Source organism: Streptococcus sp. HMSC056C01 (genome assembly GCF_001811305.1).
Taxonomy (GTDB): Bacteria; Bacillota; Bacilli; order Lactobacillales; family Streptococcaceae; genus Streptococcus.
Genome location: NZ_KV804182.1, coordinates 143,391 through 168,997 on the forward strand (window position 1 = coordinate 143,391; position 25,607 = coordinate 168,997).

The following is a 25,607-nucleotide window of genomic DNA, read 5'->3' on the forward strand; positions in this document are numbered from 1 at the left end:
GACATTATTAATTCAAGCCGACAATTTGTCTATAGATCCATGGAGAAACAAGGAGCGACAAAACGGCTATTTTTCGAAAATGAGTAAAATAAGGGTCTTTTAATATCTCAGATAAATGATTAATAATCCACTTTCTCAACTTAACTTTTTCTGTTCGATATTGGCTTGAATCTGTAAAAATTATTTTATCATACACTGTGATATAGGACCAACATTCTCTATTCACTAATTCAGTTCTGAGTTTTGGAAATCTTTGAAAAACTTCAGAAATAATAATCTTATAGACCTCTATGGTATCAAATACATGATTGTTGACAGAAGTTGTCGCACTTCCCTGACGATGATCATAATAGTAGATTGGTTTATCAATAAATACGCTTGTACATTTGGTTTTTAGTAAAACTTCTGTTAAAAACAATGCATCCTCAGCCAAATGATAGTCTGTATTGAATATAAAACCTGAAATAATCTCCCTTTTAAACAATTTTGCAACAGGGAAAAAAGAAGTCCGGGTTGTTATCAATAATTCTCTCATTGTCTCCTCTGTCGACCACTTTTCTTTCTTTCCTGAAAAAACTGGTAATTCTGTAATTTGACCATTTTTTATATGGTGGAGACGCGCTATACTAAAGCCGATAGAATCGTCACTATCAACTACACTTATTAAAGTTTCCAAATAATCTGGTGTAATAAAATCATCACTATCAATAAAAGTAATCCATTCTCCTCTTGAATGTTGAATACCTACATTTCTAGCATTTGAAACTCCAGCATTCTTAATATGAAAAACTTTGATATTTTCATTTTTAGATGCCAACTGATCACACAAGTCACCACTCTGGTCTGTCGAACCATCATTAATAAGAAGCAATTCAAAATTGGTATAAGTCTGTTTTAAAATCGACTCTACACATCGTTCCAAATAAGCTTCTACATTATAAACTGGAACAATAACGCTAATTTTTTCTTTCATCATGCCCCATATTCTCCCTTATATTCAGTGTAACTCTTATCCATATCTGCTATAAGGGCATCGTGGTGAGGCACTTGCTTGTCAGCTGGTGGTGGTGTCATGTAATCACCAAAAGCTGTGCTTAGATAGGCATCGTAACCAACTGGAATAGGCATTTCTGTTCCTTCGAATGGTAAGAAAATGCTATCTTCAAAGGCATGAATTGGATACTTCTTCTTCATGTAGCCCGGACCTGAACATAACTCTGTGATGCCATCACTTTCAACTGGACCATACTTAGTCATTTCTTTCTCAGCCTTTTTCCAGATACGATAACGAAGGGCTTTAGGAGTTAATCCTAATAAAATCGTGCTCCCCCATTTCATGAGAGCTCCATGATTTTCTGGAATGGTTTGGGCACAAAAGAGAGAATAAATCAAAGCCCAACGTACCTGTTTCTTACGTTCTGCTGGGTTTTTAGGATAGTAATCCAAGGGAAGAACATCCAAGGCTAAGCCATGTGGAAGATCCAAGTCCTGTTGGTAAGGCTTGATGCAAGTTGTTGCCTTGTCTCGAATAGTGATAAAGAGGTTGCGATCAACAAAGTCTCTATCACTTTTTGATAAGAAGTAACGCTCATCCGCATAACGAGGCCATAACTCTGCTAATTTTTCATAATCCTTGCGGGGCATAAAGAAGTCTAAATCATCATCCCAAGGAATAAAACCTTTATTTCGTAGAGCTCCAATAGCTCCTCCACCACACAAATAACAGAGTAAATCGTGTTCTTTACAAAAGGCGACAAAATATTCAGCCATCTCTAGGCTACGAGCTTGAATTGCCTTTAAATCACTCATCTTATTCTCTTCCTCTTCTATAGAATACATCATTCTATTATACCATAAAAATAGTTTATAAATCCATCTGACCATGTGAAAAATCAAAGCCTAAGATACATTTTTTCATATGTACCTCAAGCTCTGATTCATTTTACATTTTATCTAAATCCCATTTGGGCCAATTTATTTTGGTAAGCTTTTTGGTCCACTCGAAGGGATTGACCGCCGTATACGTCAAAGTCATCTACCCAGTCTCCAAGTTCTGGAACTGTCAATCTTTCAATACCATTCTGCGCACCTTCAAGGACTGATAAGCCATTGGTCAATAAGAAAGTATATGGAAGGTTTGTAGAGGTCATGGCGAATACTTTTCCTAGTGCTTCCGAACCAGTGAAAAGTTTTGTCGGATCTTTAATTTGTTGTAAAACAGCAGTCATGACTTGTTGCTGTCTACGAGTACGCCCATAGTCCCCTTCATCATCATCACGGAAACGTGCATAGTTGAGAAGAGTCGAACCATTCATCTGTTGTTTCCCAGCTCGAATGGTTTGAGTCGGTGACTCAGTTTCCGTTGCGTGCAAGTCATCTCCTACAGTCGCTTCTGTAACTGGAACCCCGTTTAGAGTTGAAAACTGAGCATCAATGGTCACACCATCAGGGAAAAGCGTATCAATGGCTGTCGCAAAGGCTTGGAAATCGACAAGGGCATAATATTTGATGTCTAGATCAAAATTATCCTTGAGGACCTTGCGGACCATTTCAGCTCCTTGTTTACCTTCTTGTTCCCCTAATTCGTAGGCTAAGTTTAATTTATGGTCGGTCTGTTTTTGACCATTGATGACTTGGCTATATCCATCAATATAGACCAAGTTATCACGCATAAAGCTAACGAGCTTCAATTTTTTATCTTTGCCACTTACATTCAGAACCATAATGGAATCTGTCCGTGTTTCTGCACTATTCTGTCCAATACGGCCGTCTGTTCCTAAAATAAGAATATTAACCCCATCACGCGTATCTTGTCCATTGAAGACTTCAACCTGAGCAGCTTTGGCATCTTTGGTCCCATTTGAGCTATTAGGATTCGCCGATTGGAAGCCCTTTAAGAACATGACGATCATTCCAACTGCTACACAAAGGAATAACATCCCTAACCAAGCAAATAAGCGTTTAAAACGAAAACCTCTTTTTTTCTTCAGCTTCTTAGTTTTTGGAACCTTCGTTTCCAGTTGAGCTCCACCACTACGGCGGCTAGAGCGACTACGATTAGCATAGGTTGGCAGGTCGATACCAGAATCTGAAAGAAGTTGTTCCTTGGCTTCTGGATTGAAAACTTCCGCTGAACCTTTTTGACCTTCTAACTTAGCATGTAAAAAGTCAAATTCTCTCTTTTCTTTTTCATTTAAATAATGAATATTTTTCAAAAGATAGTCATATCTCAGTTTTTCATGGTGTGTCAAAGGATTCTCTCTAGTCATTCCTTCTCCTTTCCTTTATCCTGTATGGTATAGATAGGATAAGCACCTAGTACTTTATACTGGATTCCAATCGTTTCCAGTTCTTTTTGAGCAAAGTGGACCAGTTCTTTATCAGTATAAGCGACATCAATGATAAAAAAGTATTCTCCCAAGGCTGTTTTTAGGGGACGACTCTCAATTTTAGTCAAGTCAATCCCACGCCATGCAAAGGTAGAAAGTGCTTTGTATAATGCACCTGGTAGATTATCCGGCAAGGTCAAGGCCAGGCTCATCTTTTCAGAACTTGCTTCCAAAGGGATTTGTGGTAAGTTAGGCCCCAAAACCCAAAAGCGAGTAAAGTTGGCTTCCATTTCTTGAATATCTTGAGCGACCAGTTCTAATCCATATTCCTCAGCAGAGCTTTTTGGAGCAATAGCTGCAAATGGTTGATCTGGATGTTCGGAAACGTACCGAGCAGCATAAGCTGTACTTGCCGTTACCTCTAATTGAGCGTCTGGAAAATGTTCATCGATAAATTTCTTCCCTTGGGCTAATGCCTGCGGATGAGAAAAGATTTTCTCTATTTTAGACTGTCCTGATACTGCCATCAGCTGTTGATGGATTGGCTGAACAATCTCTGCCACAGCTTGAATGCGAGCCTGGTGGAAAAGATAGTCCAGAGTCTCATGGACACTACCTTCAATGGAATTTTCAACCGGCACTACTGAATAGTCTACCAATCCCTGTTCATATGCCTTGATAACGTCTGTAATATTTGAAAATGGCTCCAGTTCCTCATGAGGAAAAGCCGTCTGCACCACATGGTGCGAAAAAGATCCTTTGGGACCTAGATAGGCAATTTTCATCTTAGTTCCTCTATAATTTCCTCTGGGCTTAGCTTGGACACATCGATAACTTTACTAGCCACTTCCTCATACCAAGCCTGTCTTTCATTAAAAATTCCTGCCAAATCTTCCTTACTATTTTTTAGAAATAGCGGGCGTTGATTGTCCTTATCATCTGCAATTCGCTGGTAAAGGGTCTCAAAATCTGCTTTAAGATAGATGTTGTCTGGATTTTGCTTGAGTAAGTCACGATTTTTCTGAGAAATGACCACTCCACCACCAGTAGACACGACTTGGTCCGTTTTTAGTAGGTCAGCCAAAACTTCTTCTTCTATCTGACGGAAGGCTGCTTCTCCTTTTTCTTCAAAGAAACGAGCAATTGGCATCCCCAGTCGGTCTTCAAGCAAGGCATCCATGTCTACAAAGTCAGGATCTAATCCTCTAGCAATAGTTGATTTTCCTGCACCCATAAAACCTAGTAAAACCTTAGCCATGAATCAAAGTCTCCAAATCATCAAAGAAGCTTGGGTAGCTAGTATTAATGGCTTCTGCACGATCCAATTCGACCTCTCCATCTGCAACTAAAAGAGCTGCAATGGCTGTCATCATGCCGATACGGTGGTCACCAAAGGTATTGATTCTGGCACCATGGAGGGTAGATTTTCCTTCGATAATCATGCCGTCTGCTGTAGGAGTAATAGCTGCTCCCATGCTATTTAAAGCATCTGCGACAACTTGAATACGGTCAGTTTCTTTAACCTTGAGTTCTTCTGCATCTTTGATGACCGTTTGCCCTTGAGCTTGGGTAGCTAGGAGAGCAATAATTGGTAATTCATCAATTAAACGTGGAATCAAAGCTCCACCAATTTCTGTTCCCTTCAAATCTGAAGTTTCAACAGTCAAGGTTGCAGACTTAGCAATTGGATCAATATCAGTAATCTCTAATTTGCCACCCATAGCACGGATAACATCAATAATCCCTGTACGAGTTTCATTAATACCGACATTCTTAAGTACCACACGAGAATTAGGAACAATCAAACCTGCCACCAACCAAAAGGCTGCACTGGAAATGTCTCCAGGTACGACAACCGTTTGCCCACTTAGTTTTTGTGGTCCCTGAACAGTGATTTTCTTACCATCGACACTTAAGTCTCCACCAAATTGACGCAACATATCTTCTGTATGATTACGAGTGCACTCCTTCTCAATGATGACAGACTGACCTTGAGCCTGCAAAGCCGCAAAAATCAAGGCTGATTTAACTTGAGCAGAGGCAATCGGCAATTCATAATGAATAGGTTTTAAGTTTTTTGTACCTTTTAAGTGCAAGGGTGGCAAGTCTCGCTCTGTTTGACCTGAAATACTAACTCCCATTTTTTTCAATGGAAGGGTCACACGGTCCATCGGACGTTTAGAAAGACTGTCATCTCCAAACATCTCCACTTCAAAATCTGCACCAGCAAGGACGCCTGAAATCAAACGAATAGAGGTACCAGAATTCCCCATATCGAGAGCATTCTGAGGGGCTTTCAATCCATCCATACCAACACCTTGAATGGTAACGACACCGTCTTTGTCCTCAATCTCAACACCAAGGTCACGAAAAACTTGCATGGTTGACAAAACATCTTCACCACGTAAGATATCATAAACCTTAGTCTCACCCTCAGCCAAGCTCCCAAAAATGATCGAGCGATGACTGATGGACTTATCACCTGGTACTCGAATACTACCATTCAAATGGTTAATGTTTGTTTTTAACTTCATACTAGACCTCATACTGACAATACTTTTTCTTATTTTATCATAAAAAGTCAGAAATTTCTTAAAAATTCCTGACTTTATGAGGTAAATTCTTATTTTAAAAGTTCTGAAATTGGTTCAAAAACAATTTTTTCAATATCAGATAGATAAATAGAAAGTTGTTGCTGTTTGGCAAAGAAGGCTGACAAGAGAGCGTTGCCCTGAATCAACTTGCCAAAGCTTTCCATTTTTTCTTGGAAAGAAGCGTCTGGCATTTGACCAGTTTGGGCCATCACTTGGATTTCATGCTGAAAAGCAACATAATCCGCAAAAATCTTGCTAGCTTCTGCATCGGCTTGAATAGCATCTCTAGCTTCTTTAACCGCCTTGTATTCAGGCAACTCACGTAGTCCACGACTAAGTTCGTTTGCACTATCATAAATATTTGACATAATTGTCCTCCTTATTTAATAACGACTGTGTAATTCGTATTTTCTGTAATGACTTGCTCAGCACGTTTTAAATCCTGAGCATTCTTAAAGGAAATTTGCAGAATCCCGTGAATATCTTCACGGTTTTCCTCATTGATATGGATATTGACCAAGGAAGTTCCTCTTAGCAATTCCAAGATGCGCAAGATAACATCTTCTTCATCGGGAACATCTACATAGAGGTCAAATGAGCTATCTACTCCGCCACGTTTATGAATTTCCATAGCTTGACGTTGTTCACGCGCTTGATTGAAAAAGTTCCAGATTTGGTTTTCATCACCCTTACTGATAGCTTGTCCAATCTCGTCCAAACGGCCCTTGAAGTCCTCGATGCGTTCAATAATGGTATCCCGATTGGATAAGAGGATAGAAGTCCACATACCTGGCTCGCTTTCAGCAATCCGAGTCATATCACGAAAACCACCTGCCGCAAAGCGTCGCGCCATTTCATGCTCTTCAGCATAACTTGCAGTTTGTTCCATCAGGCCTGATGCTAAGATATGCGGAAAATGGCTAATCTGAGAAGTCACTCGGTCATGCTCTTCAGCATCGATTTCAATGAAACGAGCATGAAGACCTGACAGCAAGTCTCTCATTTCTTCGAGCGTATCCGAAGTTGTCAGACTAGATGGCGTGAAGATATAGTAGGCATTTTCAAAAAGATTAACATCGGCAGAAGCCGCTCCTGTCTTATGACTCCCTGCCATGGGATGAGCTCCAACAAAGCGAACAGACTTATCAGCAAAACACTTCTCAGCTGTAGCCACGATAGCTGACTTGGTCGATCCAGCATCGGAAATAATGACACCTTCTTTCAAGTCCAAGTTGGCCAATTCCTTAATAAAGGCAATGGTTTGCTTGATTGGTAAGCTGAGGATAATAACATCTGCAAGTGGAGCAAAACTAGCAAAATCATCTGTCGCACGATCAATCATTCCTCGCTCCAAAGCAATATCTCTAGACGCTTGACTACGATTGTATCCTAAAATTTCATAATCAGGATGATCCCGCTTGATTCCGAGTGCCATGGAAGCACCAATCAAACCAAGGCCTGCGATATAGATGGTTTTTGCCATAAGAACTCCTTAATAATTCTTTGTATACTCCCGATGTTTAGCAACAGCTTCTTTTAATTCTTCTAGATTATCAGATGAAAATTTCTCTAAGATTTCTTGAGCCAAGACTGTTGCTACGACTGCTTCCATAACAACACCTGCTGCTGGAAGAGCGGTTGGATCACTTCTCTCCACCGTTGCCTTATAAGGCTCATGGGTTTCAATATCGACACTCATTAATGGCTTATAGAGAGTCGGAATTGGTTTCATAACCCCACGGACAAGAATCGGTTGGCCATTGGTCATACCACCTTCGAAACCTCCGAGATTATTAGTACGACGAGTATAGCCATCTGCTTGTGACCAGAGAATTTCATCCATGACTTGGCTGCCCTTGAGATAACCTGCTTTAAAACCAAGTCCAAACTCCACACCCTTAAAGGCGTTGATTGAAACAACTGCTTGAGCTAATATTGCATCTAGCTTTCTATCCCATTGGACATAGGAACCCAGACCAACCGGAACACCACCGACAACTGTTTCGACAACACCACCAATGGTATCTCCATCACGTTTAATCTGATCAATATAGTCCTTGATCTCCTGCTCACGTTCTTGGTTAACGATAGAAACTTCTGACTGAGCAGCCAGTTTCTTAATCTCCGCGACTGTCAAGTTTTCTGGAACATCAATTTCCTTGCCACCAAAAACAACAACATGATTAGCAATTTCGATATCAAGCTCAGCTAAAAGACGCTTGGCAACAGCTCCAACTGCCACTCTCATGGTCGTTTCACGGGCAGATGAACGTTCCAGAGAATTTCGCAAATCATCAAAGCGGTATTTGATACCTCCTACCAAGTCAGCGTGACCTGGGCGAGGATGTGTGATTTTTCGTTTACTTTTAAGTTTATCCTCAATATCCTCAGCAGACATGATATCTAGCCATTTTTGATGGTCTTTGTTAATGACATCCATGGTAATGGGAGCCCCTGTCGTCTTCCCGTGGCGAACACCAGAAGTAAAGACAACTTGGTCACTTTCAATCTTCATACGACCACCACGTCCGTATCCACCCTGGCGACGTTTGAGATCCTCATTGATATCTTCTGCAGTTAAAGGAAGACCTGCTGGGATTCCTTCAATAATTGCTGTCAGACGAGGACCATGTGATTCTCCTGCTGTTAAATATCTCATACATTCTCCTTATTTCACTAAGTAATCTTTCATTTCTTCGAGAGAAACTGGGTGAATCCTTGCTGAACCAAGTTCTGGTACCAAGACTAATTTCATAGTGTTGCCACGCGCTTTTTTATCGTGAGTCAAAGCCTGATAAAGCTTATCAAGGTCCCAGTTTTCATAATTCACAGGAAGGCCAAATTTCTGACATATTTCTCGGATAGACTGAGTGATTCCAGCTGGCATAAGGCCTTTTTGTTCTGCTACCTTAGAAACCTGAACCATTCCCATCGCTACTGCCTCACCATGCATGACACGTCCATAACCAGCAGTTGCTTCAATAGCATGACCGATTGTATGACCAAAGTTGAGATACAGACGAATGCCATTGTCCAATTCATCCTCAACTACCATCTTGCGCTTGACCTGGCAAGAATGCTCAATCAAACTTTCTGAATGCTCCAAAATACTCTCTACAGAACCATCCATTTCAGATAATAAGTCCCAGAGTTCTGGATCTTCAATTAAGCCATACTTGATGACTTCACCCATTCCTTCAATCAATTCTCTCTTCCCTAAGGTTTCAAGAACGTTTGGGTCAATCAAAACACCATCTGGCTGGGCAAAAGTTCCCACCATATTCTTGGCAAAAGGAGTATTCACTCCTGTCTTACCCCCGATTGAAGAGTCAACTTGAGCTGTCAAGCTAGTCGGAATTTGAACAAAGTGAATACCTCGCATATAGGTTGAGGCTACAAAGCCAGCCAAATCACCAACTACACCACCACCTAAAGCTACAATTCCGTCACTGCGAGTCAAGTCTTGCTTAACTAGAAATTCATAAGCCTTTTGAACCGTGGTTAGATTTTTTCGCTCTTCCCCCTCTAGAAAGTCAAAAACTGCCACTTGAAAACCAGCATCCTCTAAGCTCAATTTTACTTTTTCTGCATAGAGAGAAGCCACATGGTTATCGGTAATGATAACGACTTTTTGCGGTTGCCAAAGTTCCCTCAACCATTTTCCTGCTTGAGACAGGCATCCTTTTTCAATCTGAATATCATAAGGATGGTGGGGAAGGTCTATTTTGATTTTCATAGCAGTTCTCCTTTTTTCATTTTTGATACTTTTGTTTTAGTAATTCCCAGATTTGATTGGTTGGCATTTCCTTTCCGGTCCATAGCTGAAAAGCTTCAGCTGCTTGGTAAAGCAACATGCCCAGGCCATTAACAGCATGATTGCCCTGATTTCTTGCCCATTTTAAAAATGGTGTCTCAAAGGGTTGATAAATCACATCAGCTACCAAAAGCTTCTCTGGTAAAACGACACTTGCTGGGATTGGCAGAGATACTCCATCCATGCCAACACTAGTCGCATTTACCAGTAAATCCGAATCAATTATCCTTGCTTGCAGTTCAGAAACATCTTCTAAAGCAAATAAATCTACCTTAAATCCTGTTTCATTTTGTAGTTTTTCTAAGTAAGGTCTTGTTTTTTCTATTGAAGCCGAACGTACAAAGACAGAAACTTGACTGACTCCATCCAAGATTGCCTGCGCCAAAATTGCCTTGGCTGCACCGCCTGCTCCTAACAATACCATTCTTTTCCCAGATATTTTAAAAGAAGGCAAGCTCTTAAAGAATCCCTTGCCATCTGTGTTATATCCGATTAAAGTTCCCTCTCGATTCACCACTGTATTGACAGCACCAATCAACCGAGCTTCTTCGCTCAACTGGTCCAGATAAGAAATCACCTGCTCCTTGTAAGGCATGGAAAGATTGATCCCAAACATCTGGTAACGACGAATGTTGGTAACTGTTTCTGCCAAGTCAGTCGCTTCTACTTCCCAAGCTACATAGACACCATTGGTATGAGTTGCTTCAAAAGCTTGATTGTGAATGAAGGGAGAAATGGAATGTTTGATAGGATTGGCGACTACAGCTGCTAAACGTGTGTAGCCATCAATCTTCATTTAGTATCTCCCGAATTTTTTTCATGCTAGAAAGTGAAATCTGTCCTGGAGCACTGGCTTCGTCCAGACTTGCGAAAGACCAGCTAGAACCCGTCACATCTGAAGTGATACGAGAAACCTTACCCACTTTCCCCATAGAAATCGTCACATATTCTTGTTCTGGGTTCAATGTTTTAAAGCCACGTGTAAAGTTCATAAGGTCCAATACATCTTGTTCTGTTTGAGCCATAACCGATACTTTAACCACTTTCGGAGTTAGACTGGTTAGCTCGGATAAGATTTCCATCATATTCTCTGGAGTTTCTTGAAAGTTATGATAACTCAAGACTAGATTTGGAAAATCAAGCATCTCTTCAAAAACATCCTTGTGAGAAAAATACTCAAAATCAATATATTCTGGTTGATAGAGTTGAGCTACATCTTTGATAATTTGTACATACTCTGCCGAATCCAAATCTATCTCTCCTCCCTCAGCACGAGTTCGTAGGGTAAAGAGGAGTTCGCGACCTGCAAATTTTTCAAAAATAGCTGGAGCTACCTGTAAAATAGCTTCCTTTGGTAGGAAATCGGCACGCCACTCAATGATATCAGCATCAATATACCGCATGGCATCGATTCCTTGCGCCTCTTCTAAACTCTTTGGCATTACTGAAACGACTAATTTCATTTAGTTACCTTCATGCTAATCACCTTGAGGTAATTACTACTTTCATCTTTTTCATTGTAGACAAAGTCTGCTGGAAGTCCATACTTTTGAAGAACCTGATATTTTCTTCCTGCGAATCCTTTGTCGATTTGTTCTATAAATTTTTGACGGGAAACATTGGCAGCATTGGTGCTAGCAATGATCATACCTCCCGGATTTAAAATCTCTAAACTCTGGGAAATCAACTTGTGATAGTCCTTAGCTACAGAGAAAGTTTGCTTTTTATTACGGGCAAAGCTAGGTGGATCCAGAACGATCACATCATAAGACAAGCCCTTACGTTTAGCGTATTTAAAGTATTCAAAGACATCCATGACGATGAAACGATGACTGTCAAGACTGAGTCCATTGGCATGAAAATGAGCTTCTGACAGTTCTCTTGAACGTTTGGCTAGGTCTACAGAGGTTGTTTCACTAGCTCCTCCCGTGGCTGCAGCAACTGAGAAGGCTGCTGTATAGGAAAACATATTTAGCAAGGACTTGCCCATGGCTAAACCATCAACAAAGCTACCACGAACTTCATGCTGATCCAAGAAAATCCCTGTCATAAGACCATCATTCATAAAGACTTGGTACAAGACTCCATTCTCAAGAACTGTAAAATTTTCTGGTGCTTCTTGACCATAGATATGGGCAGACTCATAGTCTAGACCTTTAAAACGAATCTTTTCATAGGCACCTAAGACTTCAGGGAAAACCTGAGCAAAAGCCGCTAAAATCTGTTGGCGAAGTCCATAGATATAGGAGTTATACCAAGAAAAAACAACATAATCTCCATAGAGATCCAAAGTCATTCCACCAAAATCATCGCCTTCTTGATTAAACAAACGAAAGGCAGTTGTCAACTCATCTTGATAGTAAGCAAAACGTTTTTGTTTGGCTTTTTCAAACAAACTTTCAAAGAATTTTTGGTTAAAAGAAAGCTTCTGGTTCGTTACAAACCAACCAATCCCCTTATTTTGACGAGATAAATAAGCCTTGCCCAAAAACTGCTTGTTTTGACTCAATAACTCAACTTCTTGATCAGTTTCAGATAGTTCTGGAAAATCAATTTCCTCCAAAAGTACTAGACCTTGGTTTAGTTTTTTTTCAACACGTCTACTGACGAATACTTTATTCATAAACACTATTATAACAAATTTTGTGACAATTCACAAAATAGAAACTATTGATTCATCCATCATCTTGCCCTATCTGAGAGAATGTTTCCTCCCATTAATCCTACTATTTTTATTTTATATATTTCAACACTTCTAGTTGAAAAATAGACATAAAATTTAAAGAGTTTAATTACAACGCAAACGTTTGCATATTCTTTGGCTTTATGCTACAATAATTCTCATCACTGTAAGTAAGAGGATCAACTATGAAAAATCAAACCCTAATGCAATATTTTGAGTGGTATCTCCCCCACGATGGAAATCACTGGACACGCCTAGCTGACGACGCTGAACATCTAGCCAACTTAGGCATTAGTCACATTTGGATGCCCCCTGCTTTTAAAGCAACAAATGAAAAGGATGTTGGTTATGGCGTCTATGACTTGTTTGACCTTGGAGAATTTAATCAGAAGGGTACTGTACGTACCAAGTATGGCTTTAAAGAAGACTATCTTCATGCCATCCAAACTTTAAAATCTCATGGAATTCAACCTATGGCTGATATCGTCTTAAATCATAAGGCAGCCGCTGACCATTTAGAATCTTTCCAAGTTATCGAGGTGGATCCAGAAGATCGAACTGTGGAACTAGGAGAACCTTTTACCATCAATGGCTGGACCGGTTTTACCTTTGACGGACGACAAAACACCTACAATGACTTCCACTGGCACTGGTACCATTTCACTGGAACTGACTACGATGCCAAACGCCATAAATCTGGGATCTATCTGATACAGGGAGACAACAAAGGCTGGGCTAACGAGGAATTAGTTGATAACGAAAATGGTAACTATGACTATCTCATGTATGCAGACCTAGATTTCAAGCATCCAGAAGTCATACAAAATATCTACGATTGGGCAGATTGGTTTATGGAAACGACTGGTGTAGCTGGTTTCCGTTTGGATGCAGTTAAACACATAGACTCTTTCTTTATGCGCAACTTCATTCGCGATATTAAAGAAAAATATGGCCAAGATTTCTATGTCTTTGGAGAATTCTGGAATCCAGACAAGGAAGCAAATCTGGACTACCTTGAAAAGATTGAAGAGCGCTTTGATCTTGTCGATGTTCGCCTTCACCAAAATCTCTTTGAAGCAAGCAAGGCTGGAGAAGACTATGATTTAACAACCATCTTTGATGATAGTCTGGTTCAATTCAATCCAGACCGAGCTGTAACCTTTGTCGATAATCATGATACTCAACGTGGCCAGGCTCTTGAATCCACTGTTGAAGAATGGTTTAAACCAGCAGCCTACGCCCTCATTCTTTTGCGAGAGCAGGGGCTCCCATGTGTCTTTTATGGAGACTACTACGGTATTTCTGGTCAATATGCTCAGCAAGATTTCAAAGATGTTCTTGACCGTTTGCTAGCTATTCGAAAAGAGTTGGCTTATGGAGAGCAAACGGACTACTTTGATGACCCTAATTGTATCGGTTGGGTCCGTTCAGGAGCTGAAAATCAATCACCACTTGCCATCGTGATTTCTAATGCCCAAGAAAACTGCAAGACCATGTTCGTCGGTCAAGAATGGGCTGACCAAACCTTTGTTGATTTGCTTGGTAACCATCCTGACCAAGTAACGATTAATGCTGAAGGTTATGGAGTTTTCCCAGTTACAGAACGCTCTCTTAGTGTATGGGGACTGGCTAACTAATCAATTAATACTCTTCGAAAATCTCTTCAAACCACGTCAGCTTCCATCTGCAACCTCAAAACAGTGTTTTGAGCAGCCTGCGGCTAGCTTCCTAGTTTGCTCTTTGATTTTCATTGAGTATAAAACACACAAAAAATGCCCACAAGCTAGATTTTCTTTCTAGCATGTAGGCATTTTTTTCTATTATCAATACTTAAAATTAGTCTTTCCAAAGATCCATAGCATTTTGAAAATCTGCAGAAACTTGAACATTTTGAGGATTAGTCGCTTCTCTCTCCTGACGCTTAGCCTCTACCTGGACTACACTCTTAATACCTTCATGACGCCAGTTTCTTAGGATAGCTTGGATGTACTTCCAATTTGGTTTTCCATTCAAAACAGCCTCACGTAGGGCTTCTTTGATCAGGTCCGCACTGGTTCTGTCTTCTTTCAAACTCTTTTCTAAATCTTCGATTTCAAAAGGACTTAAGAGACGACCTAGCTCTTGTTGGAAGGTTTCCACCAAGTCTTTCAAATCATTTTTAGCAGGTACCACTTGATTTGGTTCTTGCTTTTCAAAAAGTTGGTCTAAGCGCTCTAAAGCTAAAGTCGCATCAAAAATCACTTCTATCTCACCATTGAGTTCAATGGTTCGGTATTGAAGTAAGCCTTTTTCTGTCAAGCGCGAAATAGCTTGATTAACTTCAAAGACTTGCTTTCCAATTTTCTCAGCAATTTGGCTTGGGGACAATTCCCCTAGGGCTGTTGTATTTTGTAGGTAAAAGAATTGCCAAACTAAGAAATCATCGCTTGATGAGAAAAGTTGATTGTAGTTTAAGAGCAGAGCACTTGGTAGCACCAAGTTCCCTGATTTAAAAGCATCTAAATATGTCATAATTCCTCTTATAAATATCCAAAATGAGACACATCTTCCTCCGTACTCTTCCACTCAAACGGCGTTTCTTGGTAAACTGCATAATTTACCCAGTTACTAAAGAAGAGAGCTGCAGATGAACTCCAACGCATACAAGGAAGCTCATGGATGTCATCATTTTTGAAATAATTTTCTGGTATATGGGGATCTAAACCAGCATCTAGATCTCTAAAATATTCTTTCGCGAGCGTATCACGATCATACTCTAAATGCCCAAAGCTATATACTTCTCTCAAATCTCGACTCGCAAGGATAGAGATTCCCACCTCTTTTCCTGATGCTAAAATCTCTAGATTTGTTTTATTCAGAATGTCTTCTTTGTGGACTTCTGTATGGCGAGAATGAGGGGATACATATAAATCATCAAAACCTCTCAAAAGAAGGTGACCTTCTTTTAAAACATCCTGAGGATAAATCCCCGAAAGCTTCTGCTCCATCTGGTATTTATCTACGCCATAGCGATAGTATAGACCTGCCTGTGCCCCCCAACAAATATGCAGGGTTGAAAAGACATGAGTCTTAGACCAATCGATAACCTTAGTAAATTCCTCCCAATAGTCCACTTCTTCAAAAGGGAGATGTTCAACTGGAGCTCCTGTGATAATCAAGCCATCGAAATAATCATCTTTGACTTCTGAGAAGGTCTTATAAAAAGTCTTCATATGCTCAGAACGAGTTGTTTTCGACTGATGACTTTCCATATATAAAAATTCAATATCTAACTGCAAAGGAGTATTGGCTAAATGGCGTAAAAGCTGAGTTTCTGTAACCATTTTCAGTGGCATCAAGTTTAAAATCAGAATTTTCAGTGGTCGAATATCCTGATGAGCCGCCCTCTGGTCATCCATGACGAAAATATTTTCCGTTCGTAAAATCTCAACTGCTGGTAATTTTTTATCAATTCGAATCGGCATAGAAATCTCCTTACTGTATCATACTGGACTCAAGTAACCTGACTGTCATCGAATGGAATAATCCAGCTGATGACATTGCTTCCCTTTATTATACTGTAAGAAGATACAGTTTTCAATTATAGTTTTTCTCTAACTAGATATAGCCTTTTTTTATATCCGATGAAGAGAAAACAGCCCTAGGGACTGTTTTTCATTAATAATGCATCAAAACTTTATAATCGTAATCTCCGATTGCCTCACGACCTTTTAGCTCGTCAAGCTCAATCAAGAAGGCACAACCAGCTACGACACCACCTAATTTTTCAATCATTTCGATGGTTGCTTTAACAGTACCACCTGTTGCCAAGAGGTCATCTACGATAAGAACACGTTGTCCTGGTTTGATAGCATCTGCGTGCATAGTTAAAGTATCAACGCCATATTCTTTTTCGTAGTCAGCTGAAATGACTTCACGTGGCAACTTGCCAGGTTTACGAACAGGCGCAAAACCAATTCCCAACTCAAAAGCGACTGGACATCCAACGATAAATCCACGAGCTTCTGGTCCTACGATCATATCAATCTTTTTGTCAGTAGCGTATTGGACGATTTCACGAACAGCGTAGCTGTAGGCATTGCCGTTAGCCATCAAAGGGCTGATATCACGGAATGTAATTCCTTCTTGTGGATAATTTTCAATACTTGCAATGTAATCTTTTAAGTTCATAGCATTTCTTTCTTTTTAAGTTTTTACTCCCTATTATACCATAAATCTTAGAAAAGAGAAATAGAAAGAAAACCTGGAAACTGAGTCCAAGGCTTTTAATCAGATCTGTAACTATTGCTCGTTTAATGAAATCTTGCCTTCTTTTTGTTTTTAGAGTTTTGATTGCGTTGACGATTTTGTTGGATGCGCCACTCTCGCTCAAAGTAGGACATGGTTTCAAATACTCTGCTTGGTAAACCGACATCTAGCAAATAGATTGGGATTTTTAAAACGTTAGAATATTTAGCAGTCGTAAATCTACTTCGTAGACGATTCTATAGAGATTTCGTTTTTACAAGGTCTTTGTCATAAAAATGAACTTCAATAATATAAAAATCCCTTGCATTTCTACTACCCTTAATTATCGTGAGAGCAAAATTTTCTACCTGCCCCCAGGAATAAAACTGCCAATCTTTTTTAGGATGTGGCTTATAGAAAAAAACTTGAGACGTACATTTCAAATACTCTTTATCTGAAAAAAGAAGTCGCAAACGTTCATACAAAATCCATCCAACAATGATGATTAAGAATAAGAGAAAGAGTCTTAATGCCACCAATCCCACAGGCGTCTCCTTGGGATAGGTCATCATAAAGGATAGGATCCACAGAAGAAAAGCTAACTCAACTAAGCAGAGAAGAATAGTCCAGATGATTTTCTTACTGCTCCATTTGATGATTTTCTCTTCCATTAAGCCAACTCACTTAAATATTCATAGCGTTCATATTTTTCAAGCAAGGCTTCATTCTTCTCATCTAACTCTTTTTGAAGAGTAGCTAGCTTCCCAAAGTCAGAGCCATTGGCCTGCATTTCCTCTTCAATAACAGTGATACGATTTTCCAAGGCTTCGATATCACTTTCAATACTTGCCCACTCCTGCTTTTCTTGGTAGGTCATGCGTTTCTTTTCTTCACGGACTTTGACAACTTTTTCCTTGTCAGCCTTTTGAACTTGACTTGTTGCTTCTGCTTCGAAGGCTTTTTCATCTAGGTAGTCGGTATAATGCCCAAAGAAAGGACGAATGCTACCATTCTCAAAAGCAAGAATCTTAGTTGCTACCTTATCAAGGAAATAACGGTCGTGACTAACGGTCAAGACTGGACCTGCAAAACCTTGTAAGAAATTTTCTAGAACAGTTAAGGTTGCAATGTCTAGGTCATTAGTTGGCTCATCCAAGAGGAGCACATTGGGTTTTTCGAGGAGTAGTTTAAGGAGGTAAAGGCGTTTCTTCTCTCCACCAGACAGTTTCTCAATCAAGGTACCGTGCGTTGAACGCGGGAAAAGAAATTGTTCTAATAACTCTGCGATAGAGGTCGTAGAGCCACCACTAGTCTTAACCTCTTCTGCCACTTCTTGCAGGTAATTGATAACCCGCTTACTTTCATCCAAGCCTTCGATTTGTTGAGAGAAATAGGCGATGCGAACCGTCTCACCGATGATAACCTCTCCTTCCGTTGGCTCAAGACTTCCCGCAATGAGATTGAGAAGAGTTGACTTACCAACACCATTGTCCCCAACGATTCCGATACGGTCTTTTGCTTGAACCAAAAGGTTAAAATGTTGCAGAATCTGTTTGTCATCATAGGCAAAGGAAACATCCTTAAACTCGATGACCTTTTTACCGATACGGCTAGTTTCAAAATTCATGCTCAAGTCTGTTTCAACACTAGTATCAGAAACCTCCTTTTTCAAGTCATGGAATCGATTGATGCGTGCCTGTTGCTTGGTTGCACGAGCCTGTGGTTGTCGTCTCATCCAGGCCAATTCTTGCTTGTAAAGCTGTTCCTTTTTGTGAAGAAGAGCTGCGTCGCGCTCATCCTGTTCCGCCTTGAGACGAACATAGTCTTGGTAATTTCCTTGATATTCTGTCAAACCAGCTCTGTCCAACTCGAAAATTCTCGTTGAAAGAGCATCTAGGAAGTAACGGTCGTGGGTGATAAATAACACTGTTTTCTTGGAATTTTTCAAGAAGAGGGTCAGCCACTCAATGGTGGCAATATCCAAGTGGTTGGTAGGCTCATCAAGAAGCAAAAGATCATGGTTACCCAGAAGGACTTGGGCCAACTGAACCCGTCTTCGCAAACCACCTGACAGGGCTCCAACGGGAGTTGATAAATCCTGAATACCCAACTTACTGAGAACGGTCTTGACCTGACTCTCAATTTCCCAAGCTTGGAGAGAATCCATCTCCGCCATAACCCTTTCCAAACGTGCCTGCTTGTCCTCACTGTAGTTGAGCATGAGCAATTCATACTCACGGATCAACTGGATTTCTTTCAAATCACTCGATAGAACAGTATCCAAGACAGTCTTACTATCATCAAAATCTGGGTCCTGAGTCAAGTAGCCAATCTTGTAATCATTTTTTGCCGAAAAAGGGCTTACGTCACCATCAAAACCTGAAACTCCTGAAAGAACATCTAAAAGAGTCGTTTTTCCAGTTCCATTGACGCCGATAAGACCGATTCTGTCCAAGTCATGAATGATAAAGGAAATATCCTTAAAGACGGTCTTGTCCCCAACGGATTTACTTAGTTTTTCAACAATAAAATCACTCATTTTTTCTCCCTCAAGTAAGCATGGATAGCTTCCAGGTTATTTTCCAAATCTCCATCCACAATAGCATACTCAATCTCTGCTAAAATTTCTCCCATTTCTGGTCCTGGTTGATAACCGTATTCCTTGATCAAAATCCCACCATTGATTTGAATTTCTTTCTTATCATGGATGGTTAGGCTGTGGTAAGTCTCTGTAATGGCCTGTGGATTGACTTCTTTTCCTTGAGCCTGACGAAGATTTTCAGCCTGTAAAAGCAAATCTAGATCAAAGCGGTAACAATCGCGCTTGCTTAGTTCTCCTTCTTCACGAAGTTCTAAGATTGTTAGCAAATCTTGAACTTGCTTGGCAAATTGACGCGAAGTTTTCCAATGTTTCAAAAATTGTTGAGCATCTTCCACTTCTAAAACCCATAAAAGTGCTGCCCAGGCTTGCTCAGAAGATTCAAAGGTAAAATCAGCCTCTAAGTCAAACAAAGATTGGAGTTTGTCCTGACTACCAGCCATATCTGGAAGATAATCATAAGCTTTACTTGCAATCATAGAAGACAGACCTACTCGCCAATGAGGAGCCAGAAGAAGTTTATCAAATTCAACAAAAGTACGCTCCACAGAGATTTTCTCTAAGAGTGGCGTTAAGGTTTTCATCGCTTCAAATGTTTCTTGCTCGAGTTCAAAACCAAGACTGGCTTGAAAACGAAATCCGCGCATAATGCGTAGGGCATCTTCGTTGAAACGCTCACTAGCTACACCAACTGCTCGTAAAACTTGATTTTCTAGATCTCTCAAACCATCAAACAAATCAATGATTTCCCCTGTCTCATCTAAGGCAAAGGCATTAACTGTGAAATCACGTCGTTTGAGGTCCTCTTCTAGCGAACGAACAAAAGAAACTGAACTTGGTCTACGGTAGTCTACATAGACATCTTCTGTTCGAAAAGTAGTTACTTCGTATTCTTCATCTCCGTCTAAAACCAAAACTGTTCCGTGCTCAATGCCAATGTCAGCTGTACGAGGGAAAATCTGCTTGGTCTCTTCTGGATAAGATGAAGTCGCAATATCCACATCATGGATGGGACGATTGAGTAGGGCATCCCTAACAGAGCCTCCAACAAAATAGGCTTCAAAGCCTGCTTCTTTAATTTTTTCTAATACTGGTAAAGCCTTCTGAAATTCAGAAGGCATTTGTGTTAATCTCATAATAAGTGTTCTAATCCATAGACAAGCTCATGACGCTTGACAACTTCTTTGATTCCCAAATTCACCCCTGTCATGAAGGAGCTACGATCATAGGAGTCATGACGTAGGGTCAATCCTTCTCCTTGATTTCCAAATATAACTTCCTGATGAGCTACCAAACCTGGCAAACGGACTGAGTGAATTCGCATACCATCAAAGTTAGCACCACGTGCACCTGCAATGAGTTCTTCCTCATCACTCGCACCTTGTTGGATAGACTCACGAACCTCTGCCATCAACTCAGCTGTTTTGATAGCTGTTCCACTAGGGGCATCTTTTTTCTTGTCATGGTGAAGCTCAATAATCTCTACATTTGGGAAGTATTTTGCAGCTTGTGTCGCAAATTGCATGAGTAAGACAGCACCCAAGGCAAAGTTAGGAGCAATCAAGCCACCCAAGTTTTTAGAACGAGAAAATTCTTTTAGTTCTTCAATCTCTTGACTAGTGAAACCTGTTGTTCCAACGACAGGAGCAAAACCATTTTCAAGCGCAAAACGGGTATTCTCATAGGCAACTGATGGTGTTGTAAAGTCCACCCAAACATCTGCCTCAAAACCTGCCAAGTCATTCTTATCATTGAATACTGGAATTCCCTGCCAGTCAGATGCAGACTCAAAAGGATCTAAAACCGCTACCAGTTCAAGTTCAGGATCAGACAAAACCATCTGACAAGCAGATTGGCCCATTCTCCCTTTAAAACCTGCGATAATTACTCGAATACTCATCTCAATCTCTACTCCTGTTTAAGATACAAAGGACCTTAGCTGTCCATGAAAAATAGTCTAGATTATTGGTGTATAGCCCAGAGCAATACTTCCTTCTCCCAGGTGAGTCCCAATAACACTACCGAAGGTTGCAATTGAAACATCTGTAGCCACTCCACCATCGATTAAAAGCTGGCGCAAATCTGCTGCTTTTTGAGGAGCATTCCCGTGAATGACAGTAATCTGGTAATTCCCATTAGCTGTTGCTTCTTTAACAATTTCAACCAAGCGTTTTGTAGCCTTTTTCTCTGTACGAACCTTTTCATATACTTCTATCACACCCTGGCCATTGAAATATAGGATTGGCTTGATACTTAGGAGATTCCCCAAAATAGCCGCGCCATTAGAGAGTCGTCCCCCCTTAACTAGATGGTCAAGATCATCCACCATGATAAAGGCTGAGGTATTTTCAATCTGTTCAGTTACTTTATCTAAGATAGACTCAAAGCTATCTCCTTGCTCTGCCCATTTTAAGACACTCTCAACCATATAGCCTAGGGGAGCGCTTGTAATACGGGTATCAGGAAAGGCAATGGTTAACCCTTCATATTCATCCTTCATATACTGGATATTTTGGTAAAATCCTGATATTCCAGAAGATAGGAAAAGACCTAAGGCATGTGTATAGCCTTTAGCTTTTAATGATGATAAAATTTCATCCAACTTGGCAATACTTGGTTGGCTCGTTTTTGGCAATTCGCTTGCTGAAGCCATTTTTTCATAAAATTCTTGAGCGGTTAGATTTACACCTTCAACATACTCCTGTCCATCGATATTCACAGGAATGTCTAGCACAAATAAATCTTCTTTCCGCAAGGTTTCCGCTTGTAGAAAAGCAGATGAGTCTGTTATGACCGCTAACTTCATTTCTTAAAACTCCAAATTAATTCCCGGTAAATCAAGGGCAATTTCTGTTACTTCATAAGTCAAACGATTAAGCATATCCAAACATGGACGAGCTAGTGTCTCAACTTCTTCTTGGTTGAAATCACTTGGTTGGTCGACAATACGACCTTCAACATGATTGACTTGAGAAATCGTTCCACTAATGACAAATCTATCAAAGACAATCATAAAGCTCAAAACAACTACCAAAGAAGTAACTTGATTATCTTGATCATGCTGAAGCAACTGGAAGTTTACATCAACCTTAGTTTCAGGTGCTCCATTTTCATTTTCCCATTCAAAGTTACGCGCATCAAAGTGATACTGGCTGACAAATTCTTGTTCACGTTTTAAATTCATTTTCATCTCCATTTGTACAATTACAATATAGTTGCCATTGTACCATATTTTTTTATTTTCTGCTAGATTTACTAAATACCAATCTCAGTTTTAACAACTTGGGCAATAGTATCTACATAGTAGTCAACTTCCTCAGTGGTTGGGGCTTCAGCCATGACACGCAAGAGTGGCTCCGTTCCACTTGGACGAACGAGGATGCGGCCATTCCCTGCCATTTCTTCTTCCATCTTCTCGATAATGGCTTTGATAGCAGGAACTTCCATTGCCTTTTCTTTCATGCTATTCTCAACTCGAATATTGACTAATTTTTGTGGGTAAATAGTCACTTCTGCTGCCAACTGAGACAAGCTCTTACCTGTTTCTTGCATGATCTTCGTCAATTGCACAGCTGATAACTGACCATCACCAGTTGTATTGTAGTCCATCAAGATAACGTGACCAGACTGCTCACCTCCAAGGTTATAGCCAGACTTTCTCATTTCTTCAACTACATAGCGGTCTCCAACAGCAGTGACTGCTTTATTGATTCCTTCACGGTCCAAGGCTTTATGGAAACCAAGGTTAGACATAACGGTTGTTACGATCGTGTTTTGAGCCAATTGACCTTTTTCAGAGAGGTATTTCCCAATGATGTACATAATCTTGTCACCATCAACGATTTCTCCATTTTCATCAACAGCAATCAAACGGTCGCTATCACCATCAAAGGCCAAACCGATAGCTGACCCGCTTTCTTTTACAAGTTCTTGCAAGGCTTCTGGATGAGTTGAACCAACGTTCAAGTTGATGTTAAGGCCATCTGGTGTTTCACCGATAACTGTTAATTGAGCACCTAGATCAGCAAAAATTTGACGAGCACTTGTTGCTGCTGCACCATTTGCTGTGTCCAAGGCAACCTTCATCCCTTCAAGAGGAGTTCCAGTTGAAACAAGGTAGCCTTCATACTTACGCAAGCCTTCTGGATAATCAACAACAGTACCTAAACCTTCAGCACTTGGACGTGGAAGAGTATCTTCACTGGCATCTAGCAAGGCTTCGATTTCTGCTTCCTTGTCATCGTCAAGTTTAAAGCCGTCACCACCAAAGAATTTAATTCCGTTATCAAGGGCTGGGTTGTGACTAGCTGAAATCATGACACCTGCGCTCGCACCTTCTGTTTTAACAAGATAAGCTACTGCTGGTGTTGCAAGAACGCCTAGTTTGTAAACGTGAATTCCGACTGAAAGGAGGCCAGCAATCAAAGCTGCTTCCAGCATTTGACCTGAGATACGAGTGTCACGTCCTACAAACACTTTCGGAGCTTCAGTCGTATGTTGACTAAGAACATAACCTCCAAAACGTCCCAATTTAAAAGCTAATTCTGGCGTAAGTTCTACGTTTGCTTCTCCACGGACTCCGTCCGTTCCAAAATATTTACCCATTTTTTTATCCTTTTCTATTGTTTTATTAATCTTTTTTTGAAGAGTCTGGCTTGGTTTCAGAACCAGTTGAAGACGAACTGCCCGAAGATGAGCTTGTCGTTGATGAGCTAGAACTACTTGCTGATCTAGCTTGTTTCGTTGTTATCTTCATGCTTGTTTCATACGGTGTAATCACCGTTGGTAAAACTGTTCCATTCTTATCAATAGCTTGTAGAGGAACTGAACCCGTATAATTTCCTGTAATTTTTTCACTAGTTGGTAAAACAGCCACAATCTTATCAATCTTAGACAAGGTATCAACATCACTAGTAACCGAAACGCGTTCATCTGAAACAGTCACACTATCGATAAGAATTCGTTCATCAACCTTACCAGAGTCAATCTGTGGAGTGACTGGTAAATTATCCCGTGTTGCTTTCTTCCCAATTTTAACGGTGATTTTCTGCGGTGTTGCTAGGGCTGTTAAACCACTTGGTAGATTCTCAATGGTCAAGGGAACTTCAACGGTTCCTTCTGTCGCCTGTGTTAAATCTGCAGTAACCTTAAATTTACGAGTGCTTTCTTGCATCTCACTAGCCAAGGTCACTCGATTGGATCCAGTTAAAAATACCGTTACTTCTGAACTAAAACCACTAATAAAATACTGCTCACTATCATACTGAATATCAATTGGTACATTTACGACCGTATTGGTATAGGTTTCTGTTCGAGCCGGTCTTGCATTATTATTATTTTGATAATTAATAGAGGTAGCGTAAATAAATAAAACGCAAGCAAAGAGGAGTGAGGAGATGATATATAAACTATTTTTTTTCATTCTTCCAGCCTCCTAATATACGCTCTGTTAAGCTTGGCTCTTGTGAATTTTCCGGAATCAGTATACGACGTAGCTCTTCCTCAAATTCTTCCATCGTTAAATCATGCTTAAAGACACCATTATAGGTAATGGAAATACCTCCAGTTTCCTCTGATACCACAAAAGTGAGAGCATCAGAAACCTCAGATAAACCAATGGCTGCACGGTGCCGCGTTCCAAACTCCTTAGAAATACCAGTGTCTTCAGTAAGTGGAAGATAAGCAGATGTTACAGCTATTCGTTCACCTTTTATAATGACTGCACCATCATGTAAAGGTGTGTTTGGAATGAAGATATTGATTAAGAGTTCTGCAGAAATCTTAGCATCTAAAGGAATCCCCGTGGAAATATATTCCTGCAAAGTTCTGACACGCTGAACTGATACAAGTGCTCCAATTTTTCGCGGGCTCATATATTCTACCGCTTTAACAAAGGCCTGAATCATCTGTTCTTCTGAACTCATTGGTGTACTTGAAAAGAAATCAGTCGCACGTCCTAATCGCTCTAAACCTGTCCGAATTTCTGGAGAGAAAATAACAACCGCTGCGATAACACCGTAAGTAATCAATTGATTGATCAACCAGGAAATAGTTGTTAAGCCTAGGGTATTTGCTGCTATCTGAGCTAAGATAAACACTAAAACACCTCGAACCAGGATCATAATCTTGGTTCCTGCAATTGATTTTGTAAATTGGTATAAGATATAGGCAACAATAAGAATATCAATCACATTTATCAGAATACTCCAAGGACTGGAAAATAAACTAGACCAGTATTGAAGATTAGATAATTGTTGAAAATTCATTCTAGGCCTCCTCTCCATAAAAAAGCTACTCTTCATTATATCATTTTATATGAAAATTTTCTTCCCCCTACTTCATTTTAAATTGGTAGAAAATA

General features: G+C 40.2%; 26 protein-coding genes. 1 reads left to right on the forward strand and 25 read right to left on the reverse strand.

Translation table 11 applies throughout. The features are described 5' to 3' along the window. Nucleotides 1-7 precede the first annotated feature (7 nt). From HMPREF2795_RS01740 to HMPREF2795_RS01800, 13 genes are all read right to left on the reverse strand, one after another. Entirely contained in the window at nt 8-976 is a 969-nt protein-coding gene (locus tag HMPREF2795_RS01740) for a glycosyltransferase family 2 protein (RefSeq protein ID WP_000975116.1), read from the reverse strand. Then, a complete protein-coding gene (locus HMPREF2795_RS01745; protein WP_001281439.1) occupies nt 973-1,809 on the reverse strand; it encodes a LicD family protein in 837 nt (278 codons plus the stop codon). The genes HMPREF2795_RS01740 and HMPREF2795_RS01745 overlap by 4 nt, the downstream gene beginning before the upstream one ends. Before the next feature lie 140 nt (nt 1,810-1,949). Beyond that, on the reverse strand, nt 1,950-3,269 hold the full coding sequence (locus HMPREF2795_RS01750) for an LCP family protein (protein WP_000196420.1): 1,320 nt from the start codon (nt 3,267-3,269) through the stop codon (nt 1,950-1,952). Next, a complete protein-coding gene (pheA, locus tag HMPREF2795_RS01755) occupies nt 3,266-4,114 on the reverse strand; it encodes a prephenate dehydratase (RefSeq protein WP_000686394.1) in 849 nt (282 codons plus the stop codon). Before pheA ends, HMPREF2795_RS01750 begins: the two co-directional genes overlap by 4 nt. Next, nucleotides 4,111-4,587 carry a shikimate kinase gene (locus tag HMPREF2795_RS01760; protein ID WP_001151350.1) on the reverse strand — a complete coding sequence of 159 codons (477 nt, stop codon included), beginning with the start codon at nt 4,585-4,587 and terminating at the stop codon, nt 4,111-4,113. Before HMPREF2795_RS01760 ends, pheA begins: the two co-directional genes overlap by 4 nt. Continuing rightward, nucleotides 4,580-5,863, reverse strand: a complete 1,284-nt coding sequence (aroA, locus tag HMPREF2795_RS01765; RefSeq protein ID WP_000769883.1) for a 3-phosphoshikimate 1-carboxyvinyltransferase — start codon at nt 5,861-5,863, stop codon at nt 4,580-4,582. The genes HMPREF2795_RS01760 and aroA overlap by 8 nt, the downstream gene beginning before the upstream one ends. A gap of 89 nt (nt 5,864-5,952) precedes the next feature. After that, complete coding sequence (locus HMPREF2795_RS01770) at nt 5,953-6,291, reverse strand: YlbF/YmcA family competence regulator (protein ID WP_000065982.1); 339 nt, start codon at nt 6,289-6,291, stop codon at nt 5,953-5,955. An 11-nt stretch (nt 6,292-6,302) separates the two neighbouring features. Continuing rightward, nucleotides 6,303-7,406 carry a prephenate dehydrogenase gene (locus tag HMPREF2795_RS01775; RefSeq protein ID WP_075228072.1) on the reverse strand — a complete coding sequence of 368 codons (1,104 nt, stop codon included), beginning with the start codon at nt 7,404-7,406 and terminating at the stop codon, nt 6,303-6,305. A gap of 9 nt (nt 7,407-7,415) precedes the next feature. After that, nucleotides 7,416-8,582 (reverse strand): chorismate synthase, encoded by a 1,167-nt coding sequence (aroC, locus tag HMPREF2795_RS01780; protein WP_075228073.1) that lies wholly within the window; start codon nt 8,580-8,582, stop codon nt 7,416-7,418. Nucleotides 8,583-8,591: 9 nt separating this feature from the next. Continuing rightward, the gene (aroB, locus tag HMPREF2795_RS01785) at nt 8,592-9,659 is read right to left on the reverse strand and encodes a 3-dehydroquinate synthase (protein WP_075228074.1); all 1,068 of its coding nucleotides are present in this window, start codon (nt 9,657-9,659) and stop codon (nt 8,592-8,594) included. A 16-nt stretch (nt 9,660-9,675) separates the two neighbouring features. Next, nucleotides 9,676-10,533 carry a shikimate dehydrogenase gene (locus HMPREF2795_RS01790; protein WP_075228075.1) on the reverse strand — a complete coding sequence of 286 codons (858 nt, stop codon included), beginning with the start codon at nt 10,531-10,533 and terminating at the stop codon, nt 9,676-9,678. Beyond that, a complete protein-coding gene (gene aroD / locus HMPREF2795_RS01795; RefSeq protein ID WP_070459889.1) occupies nt 10,523-11,200 on the reverse strand; it encodes a type I 3-dehydroquinate dehydratase in 678 nt (225 codons plus the stop codon). Before aroD ends, HMPREF2795_RS01790 begins: the two co-directional genes overlap by 11 nt. Next, nucleotides 11,197-12,360, reverse strand: coding sequence for a class I SAM-dependent rRNA methyltransferase (locus HMPREF2795_RS01800; RefSeq protein WP_075228076.1), 1,164 nt, complete (start codon nt 12,358-12,360; stop codon nt 11,197-11,199). The genes aroD and HMPREF2795_RS01800 overlap by 4 nt, the downstream gene beginning before the upstream one ends. A 245-nt stretch (nt 12,361-12,605) precedes the next feature. Here HMPREF2795_RS01800 and HMPREF2795_RS01805 point away from each other — a divergent pair, with 245 nt between their 5' ends. Beyond that, nucleotides 12,606-14,057, forward strand: coding sequence for an alpha-amylase (locus HMPREF2795_RS01805; protein WP_075228077.1), 1,452 nt, complete (start codon nt 12,606-12,608; stop codon nt 14,055-14,057). Nucleotides 14,058-14,256: 199 nt separating this feature from the next. On the opposite strand, the gene HMPREF2795_RS01810 is transcribed toward HMPREF2795_RS01805, so the two are convergent. From HMPREF2795_RS01810 to cdaA, 12 genes are all read right to left on the reverse strand, one after another. Continuing rightward, a complete protein-coding gene (locus HMPREF2795_RS01810; protein WP_075228078.1) occupies nt 14,257-14,931 on the reverse strand; it encodes a DnaD domain-containing protein in 675 nt (224 codons plus the stop codon). An 8-nt stretch (nt 14,932-14,939) separates the two neighbouring features. Further along, nucleotides 14,940-15,884 carry a homoserine O-acetyltransferase MetA gene (metA, locus tag HMPREF2795_RS01815; RefSeq protein ID WP_075228079.1) on the reverse strand — a complete coding sequence of 315 codons (945 nt, stop codon included), beginning with the start codon at nt 15,882-15,884 and terminating at the stop codon, nt 14,940-14,942. A 193-nt stretch (nt 15,885-16,077) separates the two neighbouring features. Then, nucleotides 16,078-16,590 carry an adenine phosphoribosyltransferase gene (locus HMPREF2795_RS01820; RefSeq protein ID WP_001049312.1) on the reverse strand — a complete coding sequence of 171 codons (513 nt, stop codon included), beginning with the start codon at nt 16,588-16,590 and terminating at the stop codon, nt 16,078-16,080. A gap of 314 nt (nt 16,591-16,904) precedes the next feature. Continuing rightward, nucleotides 16,905-17,318 carry a hypothetical protein gene (locus HMPREF2795_RS01825; RefSeq protein ID WP_261675601.1) on the reverse strand — a complete coding sequence of 138 codons (414 nt, stop codon included), beginning with the start codon at nt 17,316-17,318 and terminating at the stop codon, nt 16,905-16,907. Then, the gene (locus HMPREF2795_RS01830) at nt 17,318-19,186 is read right to left on the reverse strand and encodes an ABC-F family ATP-binding cassette domain-containing protein (RefSeq protein WP_075228080.1); all 1,869 of its coding nucleotides are present in this window, start codon (nt 19,184-19,186) and stop codon (nt 17,318-17,320) included. Before HMPREF2795_RS01830 ends, HMPREF2795_RS01825 begins: the two co-directional genes overlap by 1 nt. Continuing rightward, nucleotides 19,183-20,382 carry a CCA tRNA nucleotidyltransferase gene (locus tag HMPREF2795_RS01835; RefSeq protein ID WP_075228081.1) on the reverse strand — a complete coding sequence of 400 codons (1,200 nt, stop codon included), beginning with the start codon at nt 20,380-20,382 and terminating at the stop codon, nt 19,183-19,185. Before HMPREF2795_RS01835 ends, HMPREF2795_RS01830 begins: the two co-directional genes overlap by 4 nt. Then, nucleotides 20,379-21,146 carry a 4-hydroxy-tetrahydrodipicolinate reductase gene (gene dapB, locus HMPREF2795_RS01840; RefSeq protein ID WP_075228082.1) on the reverse strand — a complete coding sequence of 256 codons (768 nt, stop codon included), beginning with the start codon at nt 21,144-21,146 and terminating at the stop codon, nt 20,379-20,381. Before dapB ends, HMPREF2795_RS01835 begins: the two co-directional genes overlap by 4 nt. A gap of 57 nt (nt 21,147-21,203) precedes the next feature. Next, complete coding sequence (locus HMPREF2795_RS01845; protein ID WP_075228083.1) at nt 21,204-22,052, reverse strand: DegV family protein; 849 nt, start codon at nt 22,050-22,052, stop codon at nt 21,204-21,206. Nucleotides 22,053-22,055: 3 nt separating this feature from the next. Next, nucleotides 22,056-22,430, reverse strand: coding sequence for a DUF1149 family protein (locus tag HMPREF2795_RS01850; protein ID WP_001050083.1), 375 nt, complete (start codon nt 22,428-22,430; stop codon nt 22,056-22,058). 71 nt (nt 22,431-22,501) lie between these two features. Then, nucleotides 22,502-23,851 carry a phosphoglucosamine mutase gene (gene glmM / locus HMPREF2795_RS01855; RefSeq protein WP_000521467.1) on the reverse strand — a complete coding sequence of 450 codons (1,350 nt, stop codon included), beginning with the start codon at nt 23,849-23,851 and terminating at the stop codon, nt 22,502-22,504. Between the two features lie 25 nt (nt 23,852-23,876). Further along, a complete protein-coding gene (locus HMPREF2795_RS01860) occupies nt 23,877-24,668 on the reverse strand; it encodes a CdaR family protein (protein ID WP_000742292.1) in 792 nt (263 codons plus the stop codon). Further along, nucleotides 24,655-25,512 (reverse strand): diadenylate cyclase CdaA, encoded by an 858-nt coding sequence (gene cdaA, locus HMPREF2795_RS01865; protein ID WP_001011056.1) that lies wholly within the window; start codon nt 25,510-25,512, stop codon nt 24,655-24,657. Before cdaA ends, HMPREF2795_RS01860 begins: the two co-directional genes overlap by 14 nt. Between the last annotated feature and the right edge of the window lie 95 nt (nt 25,513-25,607).